Genomic DNA, 19,342 nt, shown 5'->3' with positions numbered 1-19,342 from the left:
TGACCCAGGCCGGCGGAAAGGGGGCCGGCGGAAACGGGGCTGGCTCGACCGGATCGAGGCGATGGGCAACGCCCTGCCGGATCCGGTCTTCATCCTGCTGTTCTGCATCGGCGTGCTGGTCGCTGCCTCGGTGGTCGCCGACTGGACCCAGTGGAGCGCCATCAATCCAGTGACGGGCGAACGGCTTCAGGCCCAGAGCCTGTTGTCCAAGGCCAATGTCGCCCGGCTTCTGGTGGATATGCCCAAGACTCTAACCAGTTTCCCGCCGCTTGGGTTGGTGCTGGTGGTCATGTTGGGCGCGGCGGTGGCGGAACGGTCGGGCCTGTTCGCGGCCCTGCTGGGCGGCGGGGTGAGGCGGCTTCACACCCGCTTCCTCTCGCCCGCCATCTTCGTCATCGGCCTGTTCTCGCACCATGCCTCGGATGCGGCCTATGTGGTGCTGATCCCGCTGGCGGCCCTGGTCTACGCCAAGGCCGGGCGGCATCCGCTGGCGGGGATCGCCATCGCCTATGCCGGGATATCCGGTGCCTTCGCGGGCAATGTCATCCCGGGCCAGTTCGACCTTCTGATGCTGGGCATCACCGCCCCGGCAGCGCAGCTTCTGGACCCGAGTTTCACCGTCAATCCGCTGGGCAACTGGTGGTTCACCCTCGCCATCGGCGTGGTCTTCACCCCCATCGCCTGGTTCCTGACCGACCGCGTGGTCGAGCCGCGCCTGGGGCCGTGGACCGGCGACAATACGGCGGGCGAAGCCGAGGCCGCAGGGCTCGGCGTGCTGGGTCCGGATCAGAAGCGGGGACTGCGTCGCGCCGGCGTCGCCGCCTTGCTGGTCGTCGGTCTGTTCGCCGCCCTGACCCTGTGGCCAGGGTTCAGCCCCCTGGTCGATCATGAGGCCGTGGGGCCGCGTCGGCTGGCGCCCTTCTACGGCGCCCTGATCGCCGCCTTCATGCTGCTGTTCGTCTCGACGGGCTGGGCCTATGGGGCGGCGGCCGGGACCATCCGCTCGCACCGCGAACTGGTGAAGATGATGGCCGAAGGGCTGAAGGGCATGGCCCCCTATATCGTCCTGGCCTTCTTCGCCGCCCACTTCGTCGCCATGTTCAGCTGGTCCAGTCTCGGCCCCGTGCTGGCGGTCAAGGGCGCCGAGGGTCTGGAGGATCTGGCCCTGCCGCTGCCGCTGCTGCTGGTCGGCCTGTTGATGATGTCGTCGGTGCTGGACTTAGTCATCGGCTCGGCCTCGGCCAAATGGAGCGCCATGGCGCCGGTCGTGGTGCCCATGCTGATGCTGCTGGGCGTTTCGCCCGAGATGACCACGGCCTCGTACCGGATGGGTGATTCCATTTTCAATATCGTCACGCCGCTGGCCAGCAACTTCCCCTTGGTGCTGATCATGTGCCAGCAGTGGAAGCCCCGGTTCGGGGTCGGGTCGATGATCGCCCTGATGCTGCCCTACAGCGCCGCCTTCGGCGCGGCCGGGATGCTGCTGATCCTGGCCTGGGTCGGGTTCCAACTGCCGGTCGGACCGGGCGCGCCCGCCGCCTATCACCTGCCGTCGCCGCCTGCGGCCGCCAGCGCGCCCTTTCTAACCGAGCCTGCCGTCCGATGACCGATCTGCCGCCTCTGTCCGGCGTCCGCGTCATGCGCGACGTCATGATCCCGATGCGTGACGGCGTCTGTCTGGCCGCCGATGTCTATCTGCCGGAGGGCGGGGAGGGGCGTCTGCCGGCCCTGTTGGAACGCACCCCCTATGACCGGCGAGGGACGAATCACGCCGACCGCTCCGCCGCCGATCCGACGCCGCGCTCCAAGCCGGAGATCGCCGCCGAGTTCGCGCGGGGCGGCTACGCCTATGTCCTGGTCGATTGCCGGGGGCGCTACGGCTCCGAGGGCGTCTTCACCAAATACGCCAACGAGGCCGAGGACGGCTTCGACGCCATGGCCTGGCTGGTGCAGCAGGACTGGTGCGACGGCCGGGTCGGGACGCTCGGCCTGTCCTACGGCGCCCACGTTCAGGCCGCCGCCGCCTGTCTGAACCCGCCGGGTCTGAAGGCCATGTTCATGGACTCTGGCGGTTTCTCAAGCGCCTTCCACAGCGGGGTGCGGCAGGGCGGGGCCTTCGAGCTGAAGCAGCTGACCTGGGCGATGAAGCACGCCCGCCTGTCGCCGCTCAGCCAGGAGGACCCGGCGCGTCTGGCCGCCCTCGACGCTGAGGACGTGCGCGAATGGATGGCGGTCAATCCCTGGCGTCCGGGCCAGACGCCGCTGGCCGCCGCGCCCGAATACGACGCCTTCATCCAGGACATGTGGCGGCGCGAGACCTTCGACGACTTCTGGCGCGCGCCCGACTTTTGCGCCGCCTGTCATGAGGATGCGTTCACTGACGCGCCCATGGTCTTCATGAGCAGCTGGTATGATCCCTACGCCCTGTCGGCGACGGACAACTACGCCCGCTTCAGTCGCGGCAAGGCCGGGCCGGTCAAGCTGGTCATGGGGCCGTGGACGCATGGTCAGCGCTCGGTCGCCTATGCCGGAGACGTGGACTTCGGCGCCTCCGCGACCCTGGACGGCTTTCTGGCGCCCGACTATCTGGCCCTGCGCCGCGCCTGGTTCGACCGCTGTCTCAGGGGGCAGGAAGCGCCCGACTATCTGGCGTCGCCAGTCAGTCTGTTCGTCATGGGCGGCGGCAGCGGACGACGCACGGCCGAGGGGCGGCTGGATCACGGCGGCTGCTGGCGGGCCGAGGCCGACTGGCCCCTGCCGGGCACGGTCTTCACCGACTTCCACCTGCACGCCGACGGCGGTCTTTCGCCCAACCCGGCCAAACCGGGCGCGCGCGTCTGGCGTCACGATCCCGTCTGTCCCGTGCCGACTGCGGGCGGGGCCATCGCCTCGGGCGCGCCGGTCATGGAGGCCGGAGGCTTTGACCAGCGCGAGGCGCCGGGCCTGTTCGGCGCGACGGTCATCGGCCGCGCCTTCGCTGACCGCGACGACGTTCTGGTGTTCCAGACCGAGCCGCTGGAACAGGCGGTCGAGGTGACGGGGCCGATCACGGCGCGATTGGCGGTGTCGTCTTCGGCTCTGGACACGGACCTGATGATCAAGCTGATCGATGTCTATCCGCCTGGCGATGACTATCCCGAGGGCTACGCCTTGAACTTGACCCACGGCGTGCTGCGCCTACGGTTCCGTGACTCCTTCGCGGCGCCGCGCCCGTTGGCTCCGGGTGAAGTGTATGACGTCGAGATCCAGGCCTTCCCCACCAGCAACCTGTTTGCGGCCGGGCATCGCATCCGCCTGGACGTGGCGAGCAGCAACTTCCCGCATTTCGACGTCAATCCCGGCACGGGCGCCCCAGCGGGCGAGGTCACGGGGGCTGTGGTCGCGATCAACCGCATCCACACGGGGCCCGATCGGTCGCGCCTGGTCCTGCCTATCGTTCCGGCGCGGAGGACGTAACTGATGGCGCTGGTCTCGGCCGGCGCCCGGCGTCCTATCCGGCTGCGCGCCATGCGGGCCTTCCGGGCCATCTTGCAACAGGGATCGGTCACGGCGGCCGCCCGGACCCTGGGCCTGACCCAGCCCGCCGCCAGCCGCCTGCTGGCTCAACTGGAGCAGGACCTGGGGTTCGAGCTGTTTCATCGCGACCGCGGCCGCCTGGTGCCCACCGCCGATGGGTTGATGCTCTACGAAGAGGTTGAACGGGCGCTGGACAATGTCGACCGGGTTCAGGACATGGCCCGCGACATTTCCGACTTTCGTGTCGGCCATCTGCGTCTGGTGGCGCCGCCCAGCTTCCTCGAGGCGGTCCTGCCCGACGTCATTACGGCCTTCCTGGATGAGTACCCGCGCGTTCACCTGTCGATCGATTCTCACGGCATCGAGGCCGCAAAGAACATGATCGCTTCGCGCGCCGTCGATGCCGGGTTCGTCAAGCTACCGTTGAATCGCGACGATCTCGATGCTCGCACGGTTTTGGTCAGCGAAACGGCTTGCGTCTTGCCTTGCGATCATCCGCTGGCGGCTCTGCCGGAAATCTCGGCGCTGGATCTGAAGAACACGCCTCTGGTCCTGCTGGGGCAGGGGCGGCGCTTCCGCTCCCAGGTCGAGGCCGCCTTTGCTGAGGCGGGGGTCGTCCCCCGCGTCCGGGTTGAAACCCATACCGTGGCCTCGTCCTGCGCCTTGGCCGCTCGCGGCGTCGGGGTGGCCATCGTCAACGAACGTCTGGCCCAGGCCTATGTGCGCGGCCAGACGGTGCTGCGGCGCTTCAGCCCGCCCATCCTTCACGAATACGCCTTCGTGGTTTCCAACAGCGTCAAACCCTCACGTCTGGCAGAGGCGTTTCTCGGCTTGCTGGCAGCCGCTCAGAACGGGCTGTCGACTAGCGTTATCGAGACGAAATCGACGGGCGGCTTTAATCCCGCAACCTGAGGACGCCGCCACCGGCGCTTGCGAGGGCGGGCGGGTCTTTTCAGGCCGCTAGGGCGTCCATCAGCCACTGCTTGAACGCTGCGGCGTCAGCGGCGGTCTCGAAAGCGTAGTTGTCACCCTGGACATAGAACCATCTATCGCCGGGGCGCTTCTCCAGCCAAGCGATGATCCGGGCGCGTACCTCCGGCCCGCGATCCGGCACGCTCATGGTGACGGTCTTGCCCTTGGCCCTGGCGTGTTCGATCGGCGTCAGTCGTTTCATGGGGCGGGTAGAAGGCGGTTCGCTGGCTGTGTCGATGTGTGGCGTCCGGTTCTCAACAGCTGCGTCCGGCCTGGGGACTAGATGACCTTGAGGCCCAGTTCGGCCAGCAGGGCGCCGGCCTGGGCGCGAGAGATGGTCGCGCCCTTGAAGCGCCGGGCGTCGTTCAGGCGCAGGCCGCCGAGGTCCGCGCCCCTTAGGTCGGCGTTGTCGAACCGGGCATCGACCAGGTGGCTCTCGCGCAGACTGCAGTTGTCCAGGACGGCGTCGCGGAAATCGCTTCCGGCCAGGTCGGCATGGCTGAAGTCCAGCGTCTCCAGGGTCTGTTTCCTGAAGGAGAAGCCGGGCAGGCGGGCGGAGGCCAGAGTGGTTTCGACGAAGCGGGCGCCGACGTGTCGCGACCGGGAGAAGTCGGCGCCGGTCAGCTTGCAGCCTGTGAAGACCGCCTCCGAGAGGCTCGCGCCGGTGTAGCGGGCGTTGTTGAGATCGCTGGATCGCCAGGTCGAGGCGTCCAGCCGGGTTGCGGTGAAGTTGGCCAGGGCGCCGCGACACCCGGAGAAGCAGGCTTGCTCCAACTGGGCCCCGGTGAAGTCGGTTCCCTTGAAGCTGCAGCGCTCGAACTTCAGGCCGTTCAGGACGAGATTGGAGAGGTCGACCTCGTCGAGGACGCAGGTCGCCAGCACGAGATCGGCGCCGGAGGCCGACTTGAGCAGGGCGACGAGGTCGGATCGCGAAAGCGTCCGGCCGTCAATTTTGTGGTCCATGGGGCGCCTGAAGGAGTCTGTGGAGCCTCGCGGCTACCACATAGATTGCGGCGAAATTCTGGCGAGATGAGAAGCCGTCTGCAAGCAGGCCTGGCCGGGAGGTCGGCGGCAGGGGTGAGACAGGCACGTCGGTCGGGAGGGCTTTCAGCCGGAGGCCTGACAGCGGGCGGCTTTCAGGCGGAGGTTTCTGCTCGGAAGACGATCCGGCGCGGGAAAGCCCGGTGAAGGCGCGCGCCGACGCGGCTGCAAATCGTGAGAGACTTGTTCAGCAAGTCTCTTTAACTCGTAGAAATTACTAGTTATTTTTTGTTGACAGGCTGTGGATTGTTTTGCTTGCAATGAGTCGCGGCGCTTTGAAATGCGCTGGACCAGGGAGGCGGACATGAAGCGGAAGGTGGGACGGCGCCTGTTCGGCGCAGCATTGGCGAGCGGACTTCTGGCGGCGGGTACGGCCGTAGCGGGTGGGTCGGGCATGCCCTGGGAAGGGCCGATCCAGCAGGTGGTGCAGTCGATCACGGGGCCGGTCGTTCAGGCCGCCGCCGTGATCGCCGTGGTCCTTTTCGGGGCCGGGGTGGCCATGAGCGAGAGCGGTTCCTCCATGAGAAGGGCCTTGGGCATCCTGTTCGGCCTGACCATCGCCTTCGCCGCATCGACCTTCTTTCTCGACTTCTTCGGCTTCGCCGGCGGGGTGGAGATCGCCTGATGGCCCGCGCCCTCGACACCCTCCATCCCGAAGGCTGGGACCTGCCGGTCGCCCAGGCCCTGGTCGAACCGGTGCTGATGGTCGGCATGCCGCGCGACTACGCCATCCTCATGGGGACGACCGCCATGGTGCTGGGACTGGCGCTGCGCATCTGGTGGCTGGGCCTGCTGTGGTGGGCCGTCGCCCATGCCGTGGGCCTGTGGGCGGCGCGGGCGGACCGGCGCTTCTTCGACGTCCTGCGGCGCCATCTGGCCTTGCCTGGCCATCTGGACGCGTGAGGCTCCCATGCGCTTCCTCGACGAACACCGCCGTCGTCCCGCCAGTCTGGCGGATCATCTGCCCTGGGCGGCCCTGGTCTCGCCGGGCGTGGTTCTGAACAAGGACGGCTCCTTCACCACGGCCTTCTCTTTCCGGGGCCCGGACCTGGAATCCTCGACCGAAGAGGAACTGATGGCGGTCAGGGCCCGGTTGAACAACGCCCTGAAACGCCTCGGCACAGGCTGGTGCCTGCATGTGGAGGCCCGTCGGCGTCCGGCGACCGCCTATCCAGAAAGCGAATTCGAGGCGGAGGCGGCCTGGCTGGTCGACGCCGAGCGGCGCGAGTGGTTCGAGGACGCCGAACCGGCCTTCGAGACGGATTTCCGTCTGGCCCTGACCTGGCTGCCGCCGGCCGACGAGACGCGGCGCATGGAGCGCTGGCTGTTCGACGGCCTGGCCCGGGCCGGGCAGGACTGGCGCCAGACCCTGGCGACCTTCCGGCGGGAGGCTGACGCCACCTTCGACCTGCTGGCGGACGCCCTGCCCGAGATCGCGCCGCTGGAGGACGCGGCCCTGCTGACCTGGCTGCACGCCTGCGTCTCGCCCAACCCACATGTTGTGAGGCCGCCGGAGACGCCTGTCTTCCTCGACGTCTGGCTGGCGGACGTCGGCCTGACGGGCGGAACCGCGCCCCGGCTCGGCGACCAATGGCTCAGGACGGTGTCGGTGCGGGGCCTGCCCTCGGCGACCCGGCCCGGCCTACTCGACGGCCTGGGCGCTCTGCCCTTCGCCTATCGCTGGACCGCCCGCTGGATCGGTCTGGACAAGGCCGAGGCCGAGCGGGAGATCGTCAAGCTGCGCAAGCGCTGGTTCTCCAAACGAAAAGGTGTGGGCGCGCTCCTGAGGGAGGCGATCACCAGGGAAGAACAGCCCCTGATCGACACCGACGCCGCCTCCAAGACGGAGGAATGCGACGGAGCTCTGGAGATGCTCGGGGCCGAGGCCTGCGCCTTCGGCTATCTGACCCTGACGGTCACAGTGCTGGACGAGAGCGAGGAGGGGGCCTCTGCCAAGGCGCGCGCTGTCGAGGCGGCGCTCAACGCCCAGGGACTGACGGCGAGGATCGAGGACCTGAACGCCGTGGAAGCCTGGCTCGGCTCCCTGCCGGGCGAACCCTACGCCGATGTGCGCAGGCCTCTGGTCTCGACGCTCAACCTGGCCGACCTCCTGCCGGTTTCGGCGGTCTGGGCCGGACCGTCTGGCGACGCCTGCCTGGACGGGCCGCCTCTTGCGGTCGCTCGGACCACGGGCTCCACGCCCTTTCGTCTGGTGCTCCATGTCGGCGACGTCGGCCACGCCATGGTCGTGGGGCCGACCGGGTCGGGCAAGAGCGCGCTGCTGTCCTTCCTGGCCCTGCAGTGGTTCCGCTATCCAGGGGCGCGGGTGGTCTTCTTCGACAAGGGACGTTCGGCGCGGGCCGCGACGCTTGCGGCCGGCGGCTGCTGGCGGGCGCTGGAGCCGGGCGCGGCCTTCTCGCTCCAGCCCCTGGCCGGGATCGACGCCGAGGATGAAAGGGCCTGGGCCGCCGAATGGATCGCCGAGACCGTGCGTCAGGCCGGTCTGGAGCCGACCCCGCGGGTGCGAGAGGAGATCTGGTCGGCGCTCGCCGCCCTGGCCGAGGCGCCGGTCGAGCAGAGGACCCTGACCGTCTTCTGCGCCCTGGTCCAGGACAAGGCCGTGGCGGCGGGCCTGGAGGCCCTGACCCTGAAGGGGCCGCACGGGGTGCTGCTGGATGGGGCCGGCGAGGCGGTGGCTACGAGCCGTTTCGACACCTTCGAGCTCGAGAGCCTGATGGCGACGCCATCGGCGGTCGCGCCTGTGCTCTCGGCTCTGTTCCATCATCTTGAACAGAGTTTCGACGGCCGACCGACCCTGCTGGTGCTGGACGAGGCCTGGTTGTTTCTCGGCGAGACGGCGTTCGCGGCCAAGATCCGGGAATGGCTGAAGACCCTGCGCAAGAAGCGGGTCGCCGTGGTCTTCGCCACGCAGAGTCTGGACGATGTGGCGGCCTCGCCGATTGCGGCCACCCTGATCGAATCCTGCCCGACCCAGGTCTTCCTGCCCAATCCCCGGGCGCTCGAGCCGTCGTCGGCGGAGCTCTACCGCGGCTTCGGCCTGAACCGGCGGCAGTTGGAGCTGATCGCCTTCGCCGCGCCCAAGCGCGCCTACTACTGGCGTCAGCCCCAGGGACGACGGCTGTTCGACCTGCGGCTGTCGGGCGTGGCCCTGGCCCTTTGCGGGGCAGGATCACCCGAGGACCAAGCCCTCATCGACGCCGTGCTTTCGCGATCCGGCGAGGCCGGCTTCGCTCGTGAATTCCTCAAAGCCAAGGGAGTGCGAGATGTGGATTCCGTTTTCGACGCCTTCGCCCCGCCGCTGGCGGCCGAATAGGTCGGCTGCGGTCATCGTCGCCGTCACGGCCCTTATGGCCGCTGACGGCGTACAGGCCCAACAGGTCGTGTTCGACCCGCGCAATCACATGGAGAACGCGCTCCAGGCGGCGCGTCAGCTCGAAAGCCTGGCCAATGAGGCCCGTAGCCTGGCGGCCTCGCCCTACAGCCATCTGGCCCAGAACAGCCAGGCCCTGCAGGACATGGCCGAACTGGCCCGGTCGGCGAGCGGGCTGGCGGCCTCGGTCGACGGGCTGGAGCGACAGTTCGCGGATCTTTATCCCGACGACCTGTCGGGCGCGGACGCCCTGGACATGCTGGAACAGGGACGCGGACGCGTCGCCAATGCCCGGCGCACGGCCGGGGACCTGGCCCGCACCGCCGCCGAACTGGAGCGGCTGGGGCAGGGGCGGGGACAGAGGCTTGCCGGCGCCCTGAACGCCAGCCAGTCGGCCTCGGGCCAGACGGCGGCGGTCCAGTCTTCCAACCAGATGCTGGCGGTCCTGGCCGAGGACCTGGCCGCCTTGAGGGTGCTGATGCTCGCCCAGGCCAGGCTGATGTCCGAAGGGGCGGCGCGCGACGCGGCGGAACGGACGGCGGGGGCCGAGGCGCGTCGCCGGGCCTGGGCGCGGCCTGTCGCGGACCCCAACCCGCCCGCCTTCGACCCGCTGTCGAACGCGCGGAACTAAGGAGAAGGACGATGGCGATCGCAGTAGGCGTGGAGACTCCCAACGAGCTGATGGCGGTCTTTTCCAACACCATCTCGGCGGGCTTTTCCGCCCTGCAGGGACCGGTCAATGGGATCTTCGGGCTGATGATCGTCCTGGTCGTCGCCCTGACCGGAATCCAGTGGGCCCTGTCGTCCAACCGCGAGGTTCTGGCGTCCGGCTTCGGCAAGGTCGTGCTGATCGGCGCCTTCGCCTGGCTGATCAATGACTGGCAGGCCCTGTCCGAGACGATCTACGCCGGCTTTCTGGAGTTGGGCCTGACGGCAGGCGGCGGTGGTCTCAGCCGTGCCGACTTCCTCAATCCTGGCGCCATCCTCGCCGAAGGTTGGCGGATCGTGAAGGCTCTGGGGGACACCCCGGCCCCGGTCGAGAACCCGCTCGACATCGCCGGCAACCTGACCGACGCCCTGATCCTCGGCCTAGCCATGATCGGGATCATGCTGGCCTTCGCCGTCCTGGCCCTGCAGATCATCGTCTCCCTGGTCGAGTTCAAGATCGTGACGCTGGGCGGCTTCATCCTTCTGCCCTTCGGCATATGGAGCAAGTCCGCCTTCCTGGCTGAACGACCTCTGGGTTATGTCGTCGCGGCCGGCCTCAAGGTCCTGGCCCTGGCCATTGTCGTCTCGGGGGCGAGGAGCGTCTTCGACCAGCTCCAGCCTTCGGCCAATCCCGACATCTATGAAGCCCTGACCATTCTGGTCGCCGCCATCCTCCTGGCCATGCTGGCCGTCTTCATTCCCAATCTGGCATCGGCCCTGGTCACCGGGGGGCCGGCCCTAGGCGCAGGCGCGCTCGTGACAGGCGGGCTGGCGGTCGGCGGCGCAGGGCTCCTGGTCGGCGCCGGTCTGGTCGGGGCAGGCGGCGCCGCCGCGCGCCTGGCTGGGCCGGCGAGAGCGGCCTCAGGCGCGGGGGGCGGGCGGTCGACGCCGCCGTCGGGTTCGGGCTCGCCTTCGTCCCCGTCTTCGCCGTCGCCGTCGCCTTCACCGCCCCCGTCTTTGTCGGCCTCGCCCAGGCCCGGGGGGCTAGCGCGCGCCTCAAATGACAACCCGTCGCCGTCGGGTCCGAGATCCTCGCCTGGAGGCGCCGGCGTTAGCGAGGCCCAGCGGGCCTGGTCTCCGGACGCCGGCCCACAAGGGGAACCTTCGTCGGCGGCGGAGCCGGGACCGGGGTCTAAGTCCGGGAAGGACATGGCCGGCGGCATTCCACGCACTACGGACGGGCCAGGCCCTGGCCGCAAGCCCGAAACCATCGCCCGGGAGGCTGAGGCGGCGCGCAGGGATTTCCACCGCGCGGCGGCGGGCGGCGACGTCCCGGCGCGGGGCAGGGCTACGGGCCGATCCGCGGCGCTGCAGGCCTTCTTCGTCGCCAACGCCGGCCGCGGCCTGATGCCGTCCGGCGAGACCAGCGGCGTCCTGTCGCCCTCCCTCAAGACCGAGGAGCCCTGAAATCATGCATCCCTTCTTCCGCCCCCGGCGGGCGCTGAGCGCCGCCCCGGACTCAACCCCCTATCAGAGGGCCGGCCAGGTCTGGGACGACCGCATGGGCCTGTCCCTGGCCCATGCCCGCAACTGGCGCCGCATGGCCCTGGCCAACCTGGTCTTGGCCGCATTCCTCGGCGCGGGCTGGTGGGCCCAGGCTGAGCGGGCCGTGGTCATGCCCTTCGTGGTGGAGGTGTCGGACTGGGGCGAGACCCAAAAGATCACCGCCATCGGCGGCCGTTATGAGCCCAGCGAGGCCCAGGTCGGCCATGCGCTGGGCGGCTGGATTCGCGACGTTCGCTCCAAGAGCATCGATCCCATCGTCATCCGTCAGAACTGGCTGCGGGCCTACGACCTGATGACGCCGCGCGCCGCCGCCTTCCTCAACGCTTGGGCCCAGACCCACGACCCCTTCGCCGACGCCGGGCGCGAGGCGGTCAATGTCGAGGTGCTCAACGTCGTGCGCCGCACCGAGCGAACCTACGACCTGCAATGGCGTGAAACCCGCTACGTCAACGGCCAGCAGGCCGGGAGCGAACGCTGGCGGGCCCTGATCACGACCGGCCTGCAGCCGCCTCGCACCGAGGCCGAGCTGATGAAGAACCCCCTGGGATTGAAGATCGAGGACGTATCATGGACCCCCGACGCTTCCTGAGATCGGCGCTGCCCCTGGCCGGGGCGGGCCTGCTCCTGTCCGGCTGCGCCGCCCTGCAGGCCAGCGACGAGGTTCTGGCGATCGCGCCTGCGGCTGAGACGGAGGCGGAGGACAGCCCTGCCGTTGAAGTCCTGGCCCTGCCGGCGGAGAGCGAGACGGCCGTTCCGTATCTGGCCGTCGTGAGCGGCAGGCCGACGGTCGAGGTCGAGGCGACGACCGGACCGACGGGTCGTGCGGCCATCGCCCGGGCCAACCAGGCGGCGCGGGCGCCGTCGCTGGCGGACGGCTTTGTCGGCGGGGTCCAGGTCTTCGCCTGGTCTCCGGGGCGGGTGTTCGAAATCTGGACCGCACCTTTGCGGGTCACCACCCTGACGCTGGGGGAGGGCGAGACCCTCGTCTCCAAAGCCGCCGGGGACACGGTGCGCTGGCAGATCGGCGAGGTGGCGTCGGGCACGGGAGCGGCGCGCCGGACCCATGTCCTGCTGAAGCCGCTGGAGCGGGGGCTGGAGACCAATCTCGTCCTGACCACGGATCGACGGGTCTATCTGCTGGACCTCAAGAGCGGGGCGGCTGACGCCTTCAACGCCGCCGTGGCCTGGGATGACGCGGGACAGGCCGGAAAGGTGGCGGAGCCTGAGACGCCGGCCCGGGTTGATCCGGTCGCGACGCCTCAGGGGCCGCTCGACGCACGCTACCGCATCGAGCCCTTGGGGCGGCGGGCGCGCTGGACGCCGACCTCTGTCTTCAACGATGGCCGGCGCACCTTCATCGCCTTCTCCACAGACCTGCAGGTCGACGAGGCGCCGGTCCTCTTCGTGGTCGCGCCGGACGGCGAGGCCCAGATGGTCAACTACCGCCAGCAAGGCGGGCTCTTCGTGGTCGATCGCCTGTTCGATCGGGCCGAACTGCGCCTGGGGGATCGTCGTCCGCAGGTGGTGCGGATCCGTCGTCTGGGAGCCGGGCTATGACGGCGCCTCAAGGTCCCGGTTCGCCGCTTCCCAAGGAACCGGTCCACCTGTCTCTGCGCGCGCTGCGGCCGCCGGTCGTCCGACTGCGCAAGTCGGTCGTCCATGTCATGGTTCTGGGCGGCGGGGTCCTGGTGGCGGGATCGCTCGCATGGGCCTTCGTGGTTCAGCCGGAGTTGCGGGCCAACGCCCAGGCACGCGCCGGGGAGGATCGACCGGACGCTGCCGCCGGGGTGGTGCGGCCAGCCGAGGCCGTCACGCGCCAGCCGGCCAGCTATGATCGCTTGCCGCCGCCGCGCGGCGCTGCGGCGGTCGGCGCTGAGGTTAAGGGCACGGCGCCGTCTGCCGCTTCATATCCTCAGCCGGCCTATCGTCCGGTCTCGACGCCGAGGACGCCCGACAACGGTGCGGCGCAAGCGGCGCGCTCTGGCCTCTTCTTTGAAGGGAGTGTCGGCGGGCGACCATCGGTCGAAGTTCCGCCTGAACGGCCAGCGTCGGACCGGGGTCTGCTGACGAACGGAAGCCGTGGTTCGGCCTACAATCCGAATGTCATGGTTGCGCCCCTGTCGCCCTTCGAACTCAAGGCGGGCGCAGTCGTGCCGGCGGCCCTGCTGACCGGCGTGGACACTGCGCGTGCGGGGCCCGTGGTGGCCATGACCACCCAGAACGTCTTCGACACGGTGAGCGGACGGCACCTCCTCATCCCCCAGGGCACGCGGCTGATCGGCCGCCATGAGGGGGAGAGCGCCTATGGCGACCGGCGGGCTTTCCTGGTCTGGGATCGGTTGATCCTGCCCAACGGCAAGAGCCTGATGCTGGACGGAGAGCCCGGCGTGGACGCGCAAGGGGCCGTGGGCGTGCGCGGTCAGGTGGATCGCCGGCTGTTTCCCCTTCTGGTCGGGACGCTTTTCGCCGGAGCCATCACGACGCTCGGGCAGATGGCCCGGGACGGCGGCGACCGGGGTTCGGGCGGCTGGCGCGGGGACGCCGGCGACGCCGCCGCCATAGAGGGCGCTCAGGTGGGCGGTCGTCTGGTGGATCGCGAACTAGAGGTGCGCCCCTCGATCCGGCTGCGGTCGGGCGCCCCGGTGCAGGTAATGATCACGCGCGACCTGATGCTGGAGCCCTATCAGCCATGACCCCGCACCGGACCCTTTGGCGGCGCTGGAGCCTGACTGCAGCAGGGATCGGTCTGGCTGCGGGGGCCTTGGTCGCAGCCGACAGGCCGACCCTGGCCCTGGTCAATGAGAGCCCAAGCCTTCCGCGCGGCCTCTATCTCCGCTCGAGGGGGGATGTCGGACGCGGGTCGATCGTGGCGATCGCCCAGCCCGAACGGGTTCGACGCTATCTCGCGCGACTGGGCATGCCGTCCGAGGTCCTTCTGGTCAAGCGCGTCGCGGCCGTCGGCGGCGACAGGGTCTGTGCTGACAGCCGCGTCGTCCGCACGCCCGGGCGGCGGGTCTTGAGGGTCGCAAGGGACGGCGAGGGGGTCGCCCTCCCGACCTGGAACCAGTGCCGCCTCCTCGCGGACGACGAGCTCTTCCTGCTCGGCGACACGCCGCGGAGCTTCGACAGCCGCTATTTCGGCCCTGTCCTCAGGGACGAGGCGAGGGGAGTCTATCGGGAGGTTCTGACATGGTGAGACTGTTTTTGACGGCGGCGCTTCTGGCGGCGTGGCCGGGCGTGAGCTCGGCCCAGACGGTCGACTGGTCGCGCGCCGGAGGCGATCTGTTCGGGCGAGCGGCTGCTGTAGAGGAGGGCGTGTCGGACGGCGGAGATGAACCGCGCCTGGGGCCGCTGAGCCAGCCGTTCGGCGAGGCTGTGGCCGCAGCGGCGGCCCGCCATGGCCTGGACCCTAAGCTGCTGCATGCCCTGGTCCTGACCGAGAGCGCCTATCGTCCGGACGCCCGATCTCCGGCCGGGGCCGGCGGTCTGACCCAGCTCATGCCGGCTACGGCCCTCGAGTTGGGCGTCAAGGATCGCTTTGATCCCATTGAAAACCTTATGGGCGGCGCCAATTACCTGGCGCGGCAGATCCTCAGGTTCGGGGACCTTCGCCTGGCGCTGGCAGCCTATAACGCGGGCCCCGGCCGTGTCGCCCGTCTGGGGCGCGTGCCCGATATCGCCGAGACCCGCGCCTATGTGGCCACGGTCGTGGACTGCTACCTCGCTCTCAGCGCGGGGCGGCAACTGACCAGTTCGCGCCAATGCGCCTCCAGGGAGACGGGGCGATGATCCCGGATCGCGATATTGAAGGGGAAGCGCCTTCGACGGATGGGGACGAGGACCTGCTGACGCGAGCGGAGGCTTCAGCCTTCATCGGCCTTTTCGGCATCCGGATGAAGCCGGCGACCCTGGCGCGGCTGTGGTCCACCGGCAACGACGGCCCGCCTTGCCGACATGTCCGGTCCAAACCTCACTATCCGCGGGGCCTGCTGCGCGACTGGGCCCGGTCGCAGATTTCCGACATCCGGACAGGCGCGCCGTCTGCCGCAAGAGGACGACGCCGGTGACTTGGGAGCAGGATCGGGAACCGGTGGAGAGCGGCGGACCGGAGGACCGGCTGCTGACGTGGAACAAGGTCCGGGACGTCACGGGCCTGAGCCGCTCCACGGCCTGGCGGCTTCAGCGGCTGGGCGACTTCCCGGAACCGGTGCGGATATCGGTGAACCGGGTCGGGTGGTGGGAGAGCGAACTGACGGCCTGGAAGGAGACGCGCAAATCCCGAAAGTCGAGGCGGCCGATGTCCCTCACGGCGCCGCGCGCGCCCAAGTTGATCGAGAGCGCCCGCTCCGCCCGTCCTGGAATTGATCGGCCCCTATCCGAAGTGTCGAGACAATCTCAGGAGGTTCCGCCGTCGTCCGCCGCCATGAGCGAGCGTCGGCCCCGGCCCCGTAAACGACATGTTTCGGCCGATCAGATCGATTTCGGTTTCTAGCCACTCGCGCTTCCATCCGGTACTTTGCGACATGCATTGCGGACAGCAGCATGTCCGGATTCTCGAGCTGGACGTGTAGGCAGGCGGGACGCCGCCAGCGCCCTCGTGTGGGATTTTATGATAGGCTGAACGCCGTGACCCAGATGACTCTTCCGCCGAGGCACTATCCGACGTCGCGCGCCAGGTGCGCGGACTTGGTGGTGCATATCGTCGGTCTGGCCTTCGCCCTGTTCGGCGGCGGCGTCCTCCTGGGACTGTCTGTGGCCAAGGGAAGCCTCGGGCTAGTCCTGGCCGTCTGCGTCTATGCGGTCGGCATGCTGGCGATGCTGGGCTTCTCAACCGCCTATAATTTCGCAGCGCCCCGGTGGCGCCCGCTTCTGCGTCGTCTCGATCACGCGGGCATCTTCCTGATGATCGCCGGCTCTTACACGCCGTTCACCACCCACAATCTCACCGGCGCCTGGGCGTGGGGCATGACGGCTGCGGTGTGGAGCCTTGCGATCCTCGGGGCCGTGGGAAAGCTGTTCCTGCCGGGCGTCGGCCGCCGGTTCTGGATCGTCCTGTACATTGCCTTGAGTTGGTTGGTCGTGATCGCCTTCAAGCCGATGATCGCTCACGGCTCCTGGATCGCCCTTCTGCTTCTGGCCGTCGGCGGGGCCCTCTACATGTCCGGAGCGGTCTTTTACGTCCGCAAGAAGCTCAGGTGGTTCCGGGCCGTCTGGCATGGCCATGTGGTGGCGGCCGCCAGCGTGCATTGGGCGGCGGTTCTGGTCGGCGTGGTGCTGGCGTCGTCCTGACAGGGTCTATGGCCAGGCCGTTCGTCGGCCCTTGCGCTTGGGCGGGTCGATCAGCCGTGACGTGAAGTCAGAGTTCGACCAGAAGGGCGAGACTATTGGCACGAGACGCAGGGGCGGCTCAGCGGGAGTGGGCGGTGATCCAGAGGCCGACGACGAAGTCCTCTCCGACCTTCTCCCCTGGACCATCTGGGAGACGCACGGCTTCATGGTGATTCTGGCGCTGTTCGCCATTGCCTGCTTTGCGGCACGGGTCATTATTCGATAGGGACATGTGCTGGGTGAAGGCGGGCATGGAGACGATCAGCTTGCCGCAGGCGCGCCGGATGGCGCTGGCCGCCCAGGGATTCGGCGGCCGCCGGCCCGAGGCTCCATCGTCTCTTCATCTCAGGCGCACAATCGATCATCTGCACCTGCATCAGATCGACAGCGTCAACGTGCTGTCTCGCGCGCACTACCTGCCGGCCTTCTCGAGGCTGGGCGGCTATGAGCGCGCCGACCTGGACCGGCTTGCGTGGGGGCCGCCTGGCCAGCGCCGACTGTTCGAATACTGCGCGCATGAGGCGTCCCTGATCCCGTTCGACCTGCACCCGCTCCTGCGGTGGCGCATGGCCCAGGCCGACCGCGGCGAGACCGGCTGGGGGCAGATGAAGCTCTACGCCGGCGAACGGCGGCCCGAGGCCATGGCGCTTCTGGAACGCATCCAGAGCGACGGCCCCATGGCGGCCTCGGATTTCGAAACCCACAAGGGGCGACCCGGCTGGTGGGAATGGAGCGATACGAAACGGACGCTGGAGTGGCTGTTCTGGGCCGGCCACATCACGACCGCCGAGCGACGAGGGAGTTTCGAGCGCGTTTACGACCTGGTGGAACGCGTCCTGCCGGAGGCGGTCCTGGCGGCATCGACGCCTACGGACGCCGAGGCGCATCGCGGCTTGATCGAACGGGCGGCGCGGGCGCACGGCGTCGCGACCGAAGCCGAGCTGCGCGACTATTTCCGTCAGCCTCTGGAGGCGGCGCGGCGGGCGACTATGGAGCTGGCCGAGGAAGGGGTTCTGATTCCAGTTTCGACGCCGGGTTGCCGTCGCGCCTGGGTTCATCGCGATGCACGTATGCCGCGCAAGATTGAGGCCTCAGCGCTTCTTGCTCCCTTCGATCCGCTGATCTGGCATCGGGACCGCGCTGAGCGCCTGTTCGGTTTCCGGTATCGGATCGAAATCTACGTGCCGGCGGAGAAACGGCTGCACGGCTATTACGTGCTGCCCTTTCTTCTGGACGAAGGGCTCGTCGCCCGCGTGGACCTTAAGGCAGACCGCCAGCGCGGGCGTTTGATGGTCCGGTCCGTCCATCTGGAGGAGAACGCGCCTCCCGATACGCGGGACGCCCTCGAGGCGGAGCTGGGCCGCATGGCGGACTGGCTGGGGCTGGAGGAGGGCGTCGTGTCCGATCCGGGCTCAGGGGATGTGGCGGAACGCTGAGCCGACCGCCGCCGTCAGCACGTCGCCAACTGCTCTGTTCACGCGCCTGGAGATCGAAAGGTGTGGATGGATATCGGCGTCGCGACCGCAGCTGCGACTAATCGATTCCGTGTTTGAAATGTCGATGTCGGGCGACGCCGACTGCTTCGGTAACCCACCCGGTTCGAGCCGCTGGAATCACCCGCAGGAGCCTTGCCTGGGCACCATGGACGGCCCTCGCTGGAGGGCTTGTTCAGGCGCTAGGTCGCCCGCTGAGCTCTATCGCTGAAAAGGGGTGCAAAGCCATGCAGAACGAAGACGCGAAAAATCGTATCGCGTGGTCGGTGGATGGGAAGCTGGATGGGAAGCCACCAGGGGCAAATATTAAGCGCAATAATTTCATGGGCTTAATGCCCCCGAGTGGCTCCGCGGGTAGGATTCGAACCTACGACCAGCCGATTAACAGTCGGCTGCTCTACCACTGAGCTACCGCGGAACATCCCCTCGGGGGAGGCCGCTGTATAGCAACGCCTTTTTGATTCATGCAACGGATAAAGTGCAGAAAACGCCGAAATCTTTCTGGCAGGGTGCGCTAGAAGGCTCCGCATGAATTTGATCCCTGTCTCCGATCCTGCTGACCCCCGTATTTCCGCCTTTCGCGATGTGAAGGAACGCGACCTGACGGGGCGTCAGGGCCTGTTCGTGGCGGAAGGGGAGGTGGTGCTGCGGGTGCTGGCTTCGCCGGCTTCGCGCTGCGCCCCGGTGGCGGTGTTGATCGCGGAGAAGCGGCTGGAGGCGCTGCGCGATGTGCTGGAGCGTTTGCCGCACCATGTGCCGGTCCATACAGCACCGCAGGACGTGCTGGACGGGATCGCGGGCTTTCACCTGCACCGGGGGATTCTGGCTTTGGGCCGCAAGCCGGACCCGCTCGCGCTCGGGGCCTTTCTGGACGGGCTGCCGGAGCGGGCCGTGGTCGTCGGGGCCTGCGGCATCGGCAATCACGACAACATGGGCGGCCTGTTCCGCAATGCGGCGGCGTTCGGGGCGGCGGGGCTGCTGCTGGATGAGGCCTGCTGCGATCCTTTTTATCGCAAGGCGATCCGGGTCTCGGTCGGCGCGGCGCTGAGAACCCCCTTTGTCGAGGGCGTGACGGCGGCGGCGATGGTCGAGGCTCTGGAGGCGCGCGGGTTCGAGGTCCTGGCCCTGACGCCATCGGCGACCGACGCTCTGTCCGACCTGAAGCCCGCGCGGCGCACGGCGATTCTGCTGGGATCGGAAGGGCCTGGCCTGTCGTCCGAGGTCATCGCGCGTTGTCGGCCGGTGGCGATCCGTATGTCGGGGGGATTTGATTCCCTGAATGTCGCAACGACCAGCGCGGTGGCTTTGCATCATCTGACGACGGCGGGCGGTCGCTAAGTCGGGAATCGAGGCGGCGCAGCGGAAACGGCACGCCAGAAACAAGAAA

At 68.5% G+C, this 19,342-nt stretch carries 20 protein-coding genes and 1 tRNA gene; 18 read left to right on the top strand and 3 right to left on the bottom strand.

Annotated features, from left to right (window positions below):
- The first annotated feature begins 61 nt into the window (after positions 1–61).
- Genes DXK21_RS04550 through DXK21_RS04540 form a run of 3 tightly spaced genes read left to right on the top strand, consistent with a single transcriptional unit; the run spans position 62 to position 4,428 of the window.
- Complete coding sequence (locus DXK21_RS04550; protein ID WP_245945099.1) at positions 62–1,606, top strand: AbgT family transporter; 1,545 nt, start codon at positions 62–64, stop codon at positions 1,604–1,606.
- The gene (locus DXK21_RS04545) at positions 1,603–3,456 is read left to right on the top strand and encodes a CocE/NonD family hydrolase (RefSeq protein ID WP_114816584.1); all 1,854 of its coding nucleotides are present in this window, start codon (positions 1,603–1,605) and stop codon (positions 3,454–3,456) included. The genes DXK21_RS04550 and DXK21_RS04545 overlap by 4 nt, the downstream gene beginning before the upstream one ends.
- A 3-nt stretch (positions 3,457–3,459) precedes the next feature.
- The gene (locus tag DXK21_RS04540) at positions 3,460–4,428 is read left to right on the top strand and encodes a LysR substrate-binding domain-containing protein (protein WP_245945098.1); all 969 of its coding nucleotides are present in this window, start codon (positions 3,460–3,462) and stop codon (positions 4,426–4,428) included.
- A gap of 40 nt (positions 4,429–4,468) precedes the next feature.
- On the opposite strand, the gene DXK21_RS04535 is transcribed toward DXK21_RS04540, so the two are convergent.
- Together DXK21_RS04535 and DXK21_RS04530 are read right to left on the bottom strand one after the other, a co-directional pair.
- Positions 4,469–4,690, bottom strand: a complete 222-nt coding sequence (locus tag DXK21_RS04535; RefSeq protein WP_114816582.1) for a hypothetical protein — start codon at positions 4,688–4,690, stop codon at positions 4,469–4,471.
- Positions 4,691–4,767: 77 nt separating this feature from the next.
- A complete protein-coding gene (locus DXK21_RS04530; RefSeq protein ID WP_114816581.1) occupies positions 4,768–5,451 on the bottom strand; it encodes a pentapeptide repeat-containing protein in 684 nt (227 codons plus the stop codon).
- 382 nt (positions 5,452–5,833) lie between these two features.
- On the opposite strand from DXK21_RS04530, the gene DXK21_RS04525 reads away from it, so the two are divergent.
- The 14 genes from DXK21_RS04525 to DXK21_RS04455 all read left to right on the top strand — a co-directional run bounded on the left by DXK21_RS04525 (position 5,834) and on the right by DXK21_RS04455 (position 17,898).
- On the top strand, positions 5,834–6,154 hold the full coding sequence (locus DXK21_RS04525; RefSeq protein WP_114816607.1) for a TrbC/VirB2 family type IV secretion system protein: 321 nt from the start codon (positions 5,834–5,836) through the stop codon (positions 6,152–6,154).
- Positions 6,154–6,432, top strand: a complete 279-nt coding sequence (locus DXK21_RS04520; protein ID WP_114816580.1) for a VirB3 family type IV secretion system protein — start codon at positions 6,154–6,156, stop codon at positions 6,430–6,432. The genes DXK21_RS04525 and DXK21_RS04520 overlap by 1 nt, the downstream gene beginning before the upstream one ends.
- Before the next feature lie 7 nt (positions 6,433–6,439).
- Entirely contained in the window at positions 6,440–8,863 is a 2,424-nt protein-coding gene (gene trbE / locus DXK21_RS04515; RefSeq protein ID WP_114816579.1) for a conjugal transfer protein TrbE, read from the top strand.
- Positions 8,814–9,551 carry a TrbJ/VirB5 family protein gene (locus DXK21_RS04510; protein ID WP_114816578.1) on the top strand — a complete coding sequence of 246 codons (738 nt, stop codon included), beginning with the start codon at positions 8,814–8,816 and terminating at the stop codon, positions 9,549–9,551. The genes trbE and DXK21_RS04510 overlap by 50 nt, the downstream gene beginning before the upstream one ends.
- 11 nt (positions 9,552–9,562) lie before the next feature.
- The gene (trbL, locus tag DXK21_RS04505) at positions 9,563–11,035 is read left to right on the top strand and encodes a P-type conjugative transfer protein TrbL (RefSeq protein WP_114816577.1); all 1,473 of its coding nucleotides are present in this window, start codon (positions 9,563–9,565) and stop codon (positions 11,033–11,035) included.
- Positions 11,036–11,039: 4 nt separating this feature from the next.
- Positions 11,040–11,723, top strand: a complete 684-nt coding sequence (trbF, locus tag DXK21_RS04500) for a conjugal transfer protein TrbF (protein ID WP_114816576.1) — start codon at positions 11,040–11,042, stop codon at positions 11,721–11,723.
- The gene (gene trbG, locus DXK21_RS04495) at positions 11,702–12,691 is read left to right on the top strand and encodes a P-type conjugative transfer protein TrbG (RefSeq protein WP_114816575.1); all 990 of its coding nucleotides are present in this window, start codon (positions 11,702–11,704) and stop codon (positions 12,689–12,691) included. The genes trbF and trbG overlap by 22 nt, the downstream gene beginning before the upstream one ends.
- Positions 12,688–13,827 (top strand): TraB/TrbI/VirB10 family type IV secretion system protein, encoded by a 1,140-nt coding sequence (locus tag DXK21_RS04490; RefSeq protein WP_114816574.1) that lies wholly within the window; start codon positions 12,688–12,690, stop codon positions 13,825–13,827. The genes trbG and DXK21_RS04490 overlap by 4 nt, the downstream gene beginning before the upstream one ends.
- Positions 13,824–14,330, top strand: coding sequence for a S26 family signal peptidase (locus tag DXK21_RS04485; protein WP_114816573.1), 507 nt, complete (start codon positions 13,824–13,826; stop codon positions 14,328–14,330). The genes DXK21_RS04490 and DXK21_RS04485 overlap by 4 nt, the downstream gene beginning before the upstream one ends.
- Positions 14,324–14,923 (top strand): lytic transglycosylase domain-containing protein, encoded by a 600-nt coding sequence (locus DXK21_RS04480; RefSeq protein ID WP_114816572.1) that lies wholly within the window; start codon positions 14,324–14,326, stop codon positions 14,921–14,923. The genes DXK21_RS04485 and DXK21_RS04480 overlap by 7 nt, the downstream gene beginning before the upstream one ends.
- Entirely contained in the window at positions 14,920–15,201 is a 282-nt protein-coding gene (locus DXK21_RS04475; RefSeq protein ID WP_114816571.1) for a hypothetical protein, read from the top strand. The genes DXK21_RS04480 and DXK21_RS04475 overlap by 4 nt, the downstream gene beginning before the upstream one ends.
- Entirely contained in the window at positions 15,198–15,626 is a 429-nt protein-coding gene (locus tag DXK21_RS04470; RefSeq protein ID WP_114816570.1) for a helix-turn-helix transcriptional regulator, read from the top strand. Before DXK21_RS04475 ends, DXK21_RS04470 begins: the two co-directional genes overlap by 4 nt.
- Positions 15,627–15,769: 143 nt before the next feature.
- Positions 15,770–16,423, top strand: a complete 654-nt coding sequence (trhA, locus tag DXK21_RS04465) for a PAQR family membrane homeostasis protein TrhA (RefSeq protein ID WP_114816569.1) — start codon at positions 15,770–15,772, stop codon at positions 16,421–16,423.
- Between the two features lie 269 nt (positions 16,424–16,692).
- Positions 16,693–17,898, top strand: a complete 1,206-nt coding sequence (locus DXK21_RS04455; RefSeq protein WP_114816567.1) for a winged helix-turn-helix domain-containing protein — start codon at positions 16,693–16,695, stop codon at positions 17,896–17,898.
- Positions 17,899–18,298: 400 nt separating this feature from the next.
- Here DXK21_RS04455 and DXK21_RS04450 read toward each other — a convergent pair.
- Positions 18,299–18,373 (bottom strand) — tRNA-Asn (locus DXK21_RS04450).
- A gap of 110 nt (positions 18,374–18,483) precedes the next feature.
- Between DXK21_RS04450 and DXK21_RS04445 the strand changes: the two genes are divergently transcribed.
- Positions 18,484–19,293 carry a TrmH family RNA methyltransferase gene (locus tag DXK21_RS04445; RefSeq protein ID WP_114816566.1) on the top strand — a complete coding sequence of 270 codons (810 nt, stop codon included), beginning with the start codon at positions 18,484–18,486 and terminating at the stop codon, positions 19,291–19,293.
- The last annotated feature ends 49 nt before the right edge of the window (positions 19,294–19,342 follow it).

The sequence above is a fragment of the Brevundimonas bullata genome (assembly GCF_003350205.1).
Classification (GTDB): Bacteria; Pseudomonadota; Alphaproteobacteria; order Caulobacterales; family Caulobacteraceae; genus Brevundimonas; species Brevundimonas bullata.
This window is presented reverse-complemented; position numbering and strand designations above follow the sequence as displayed.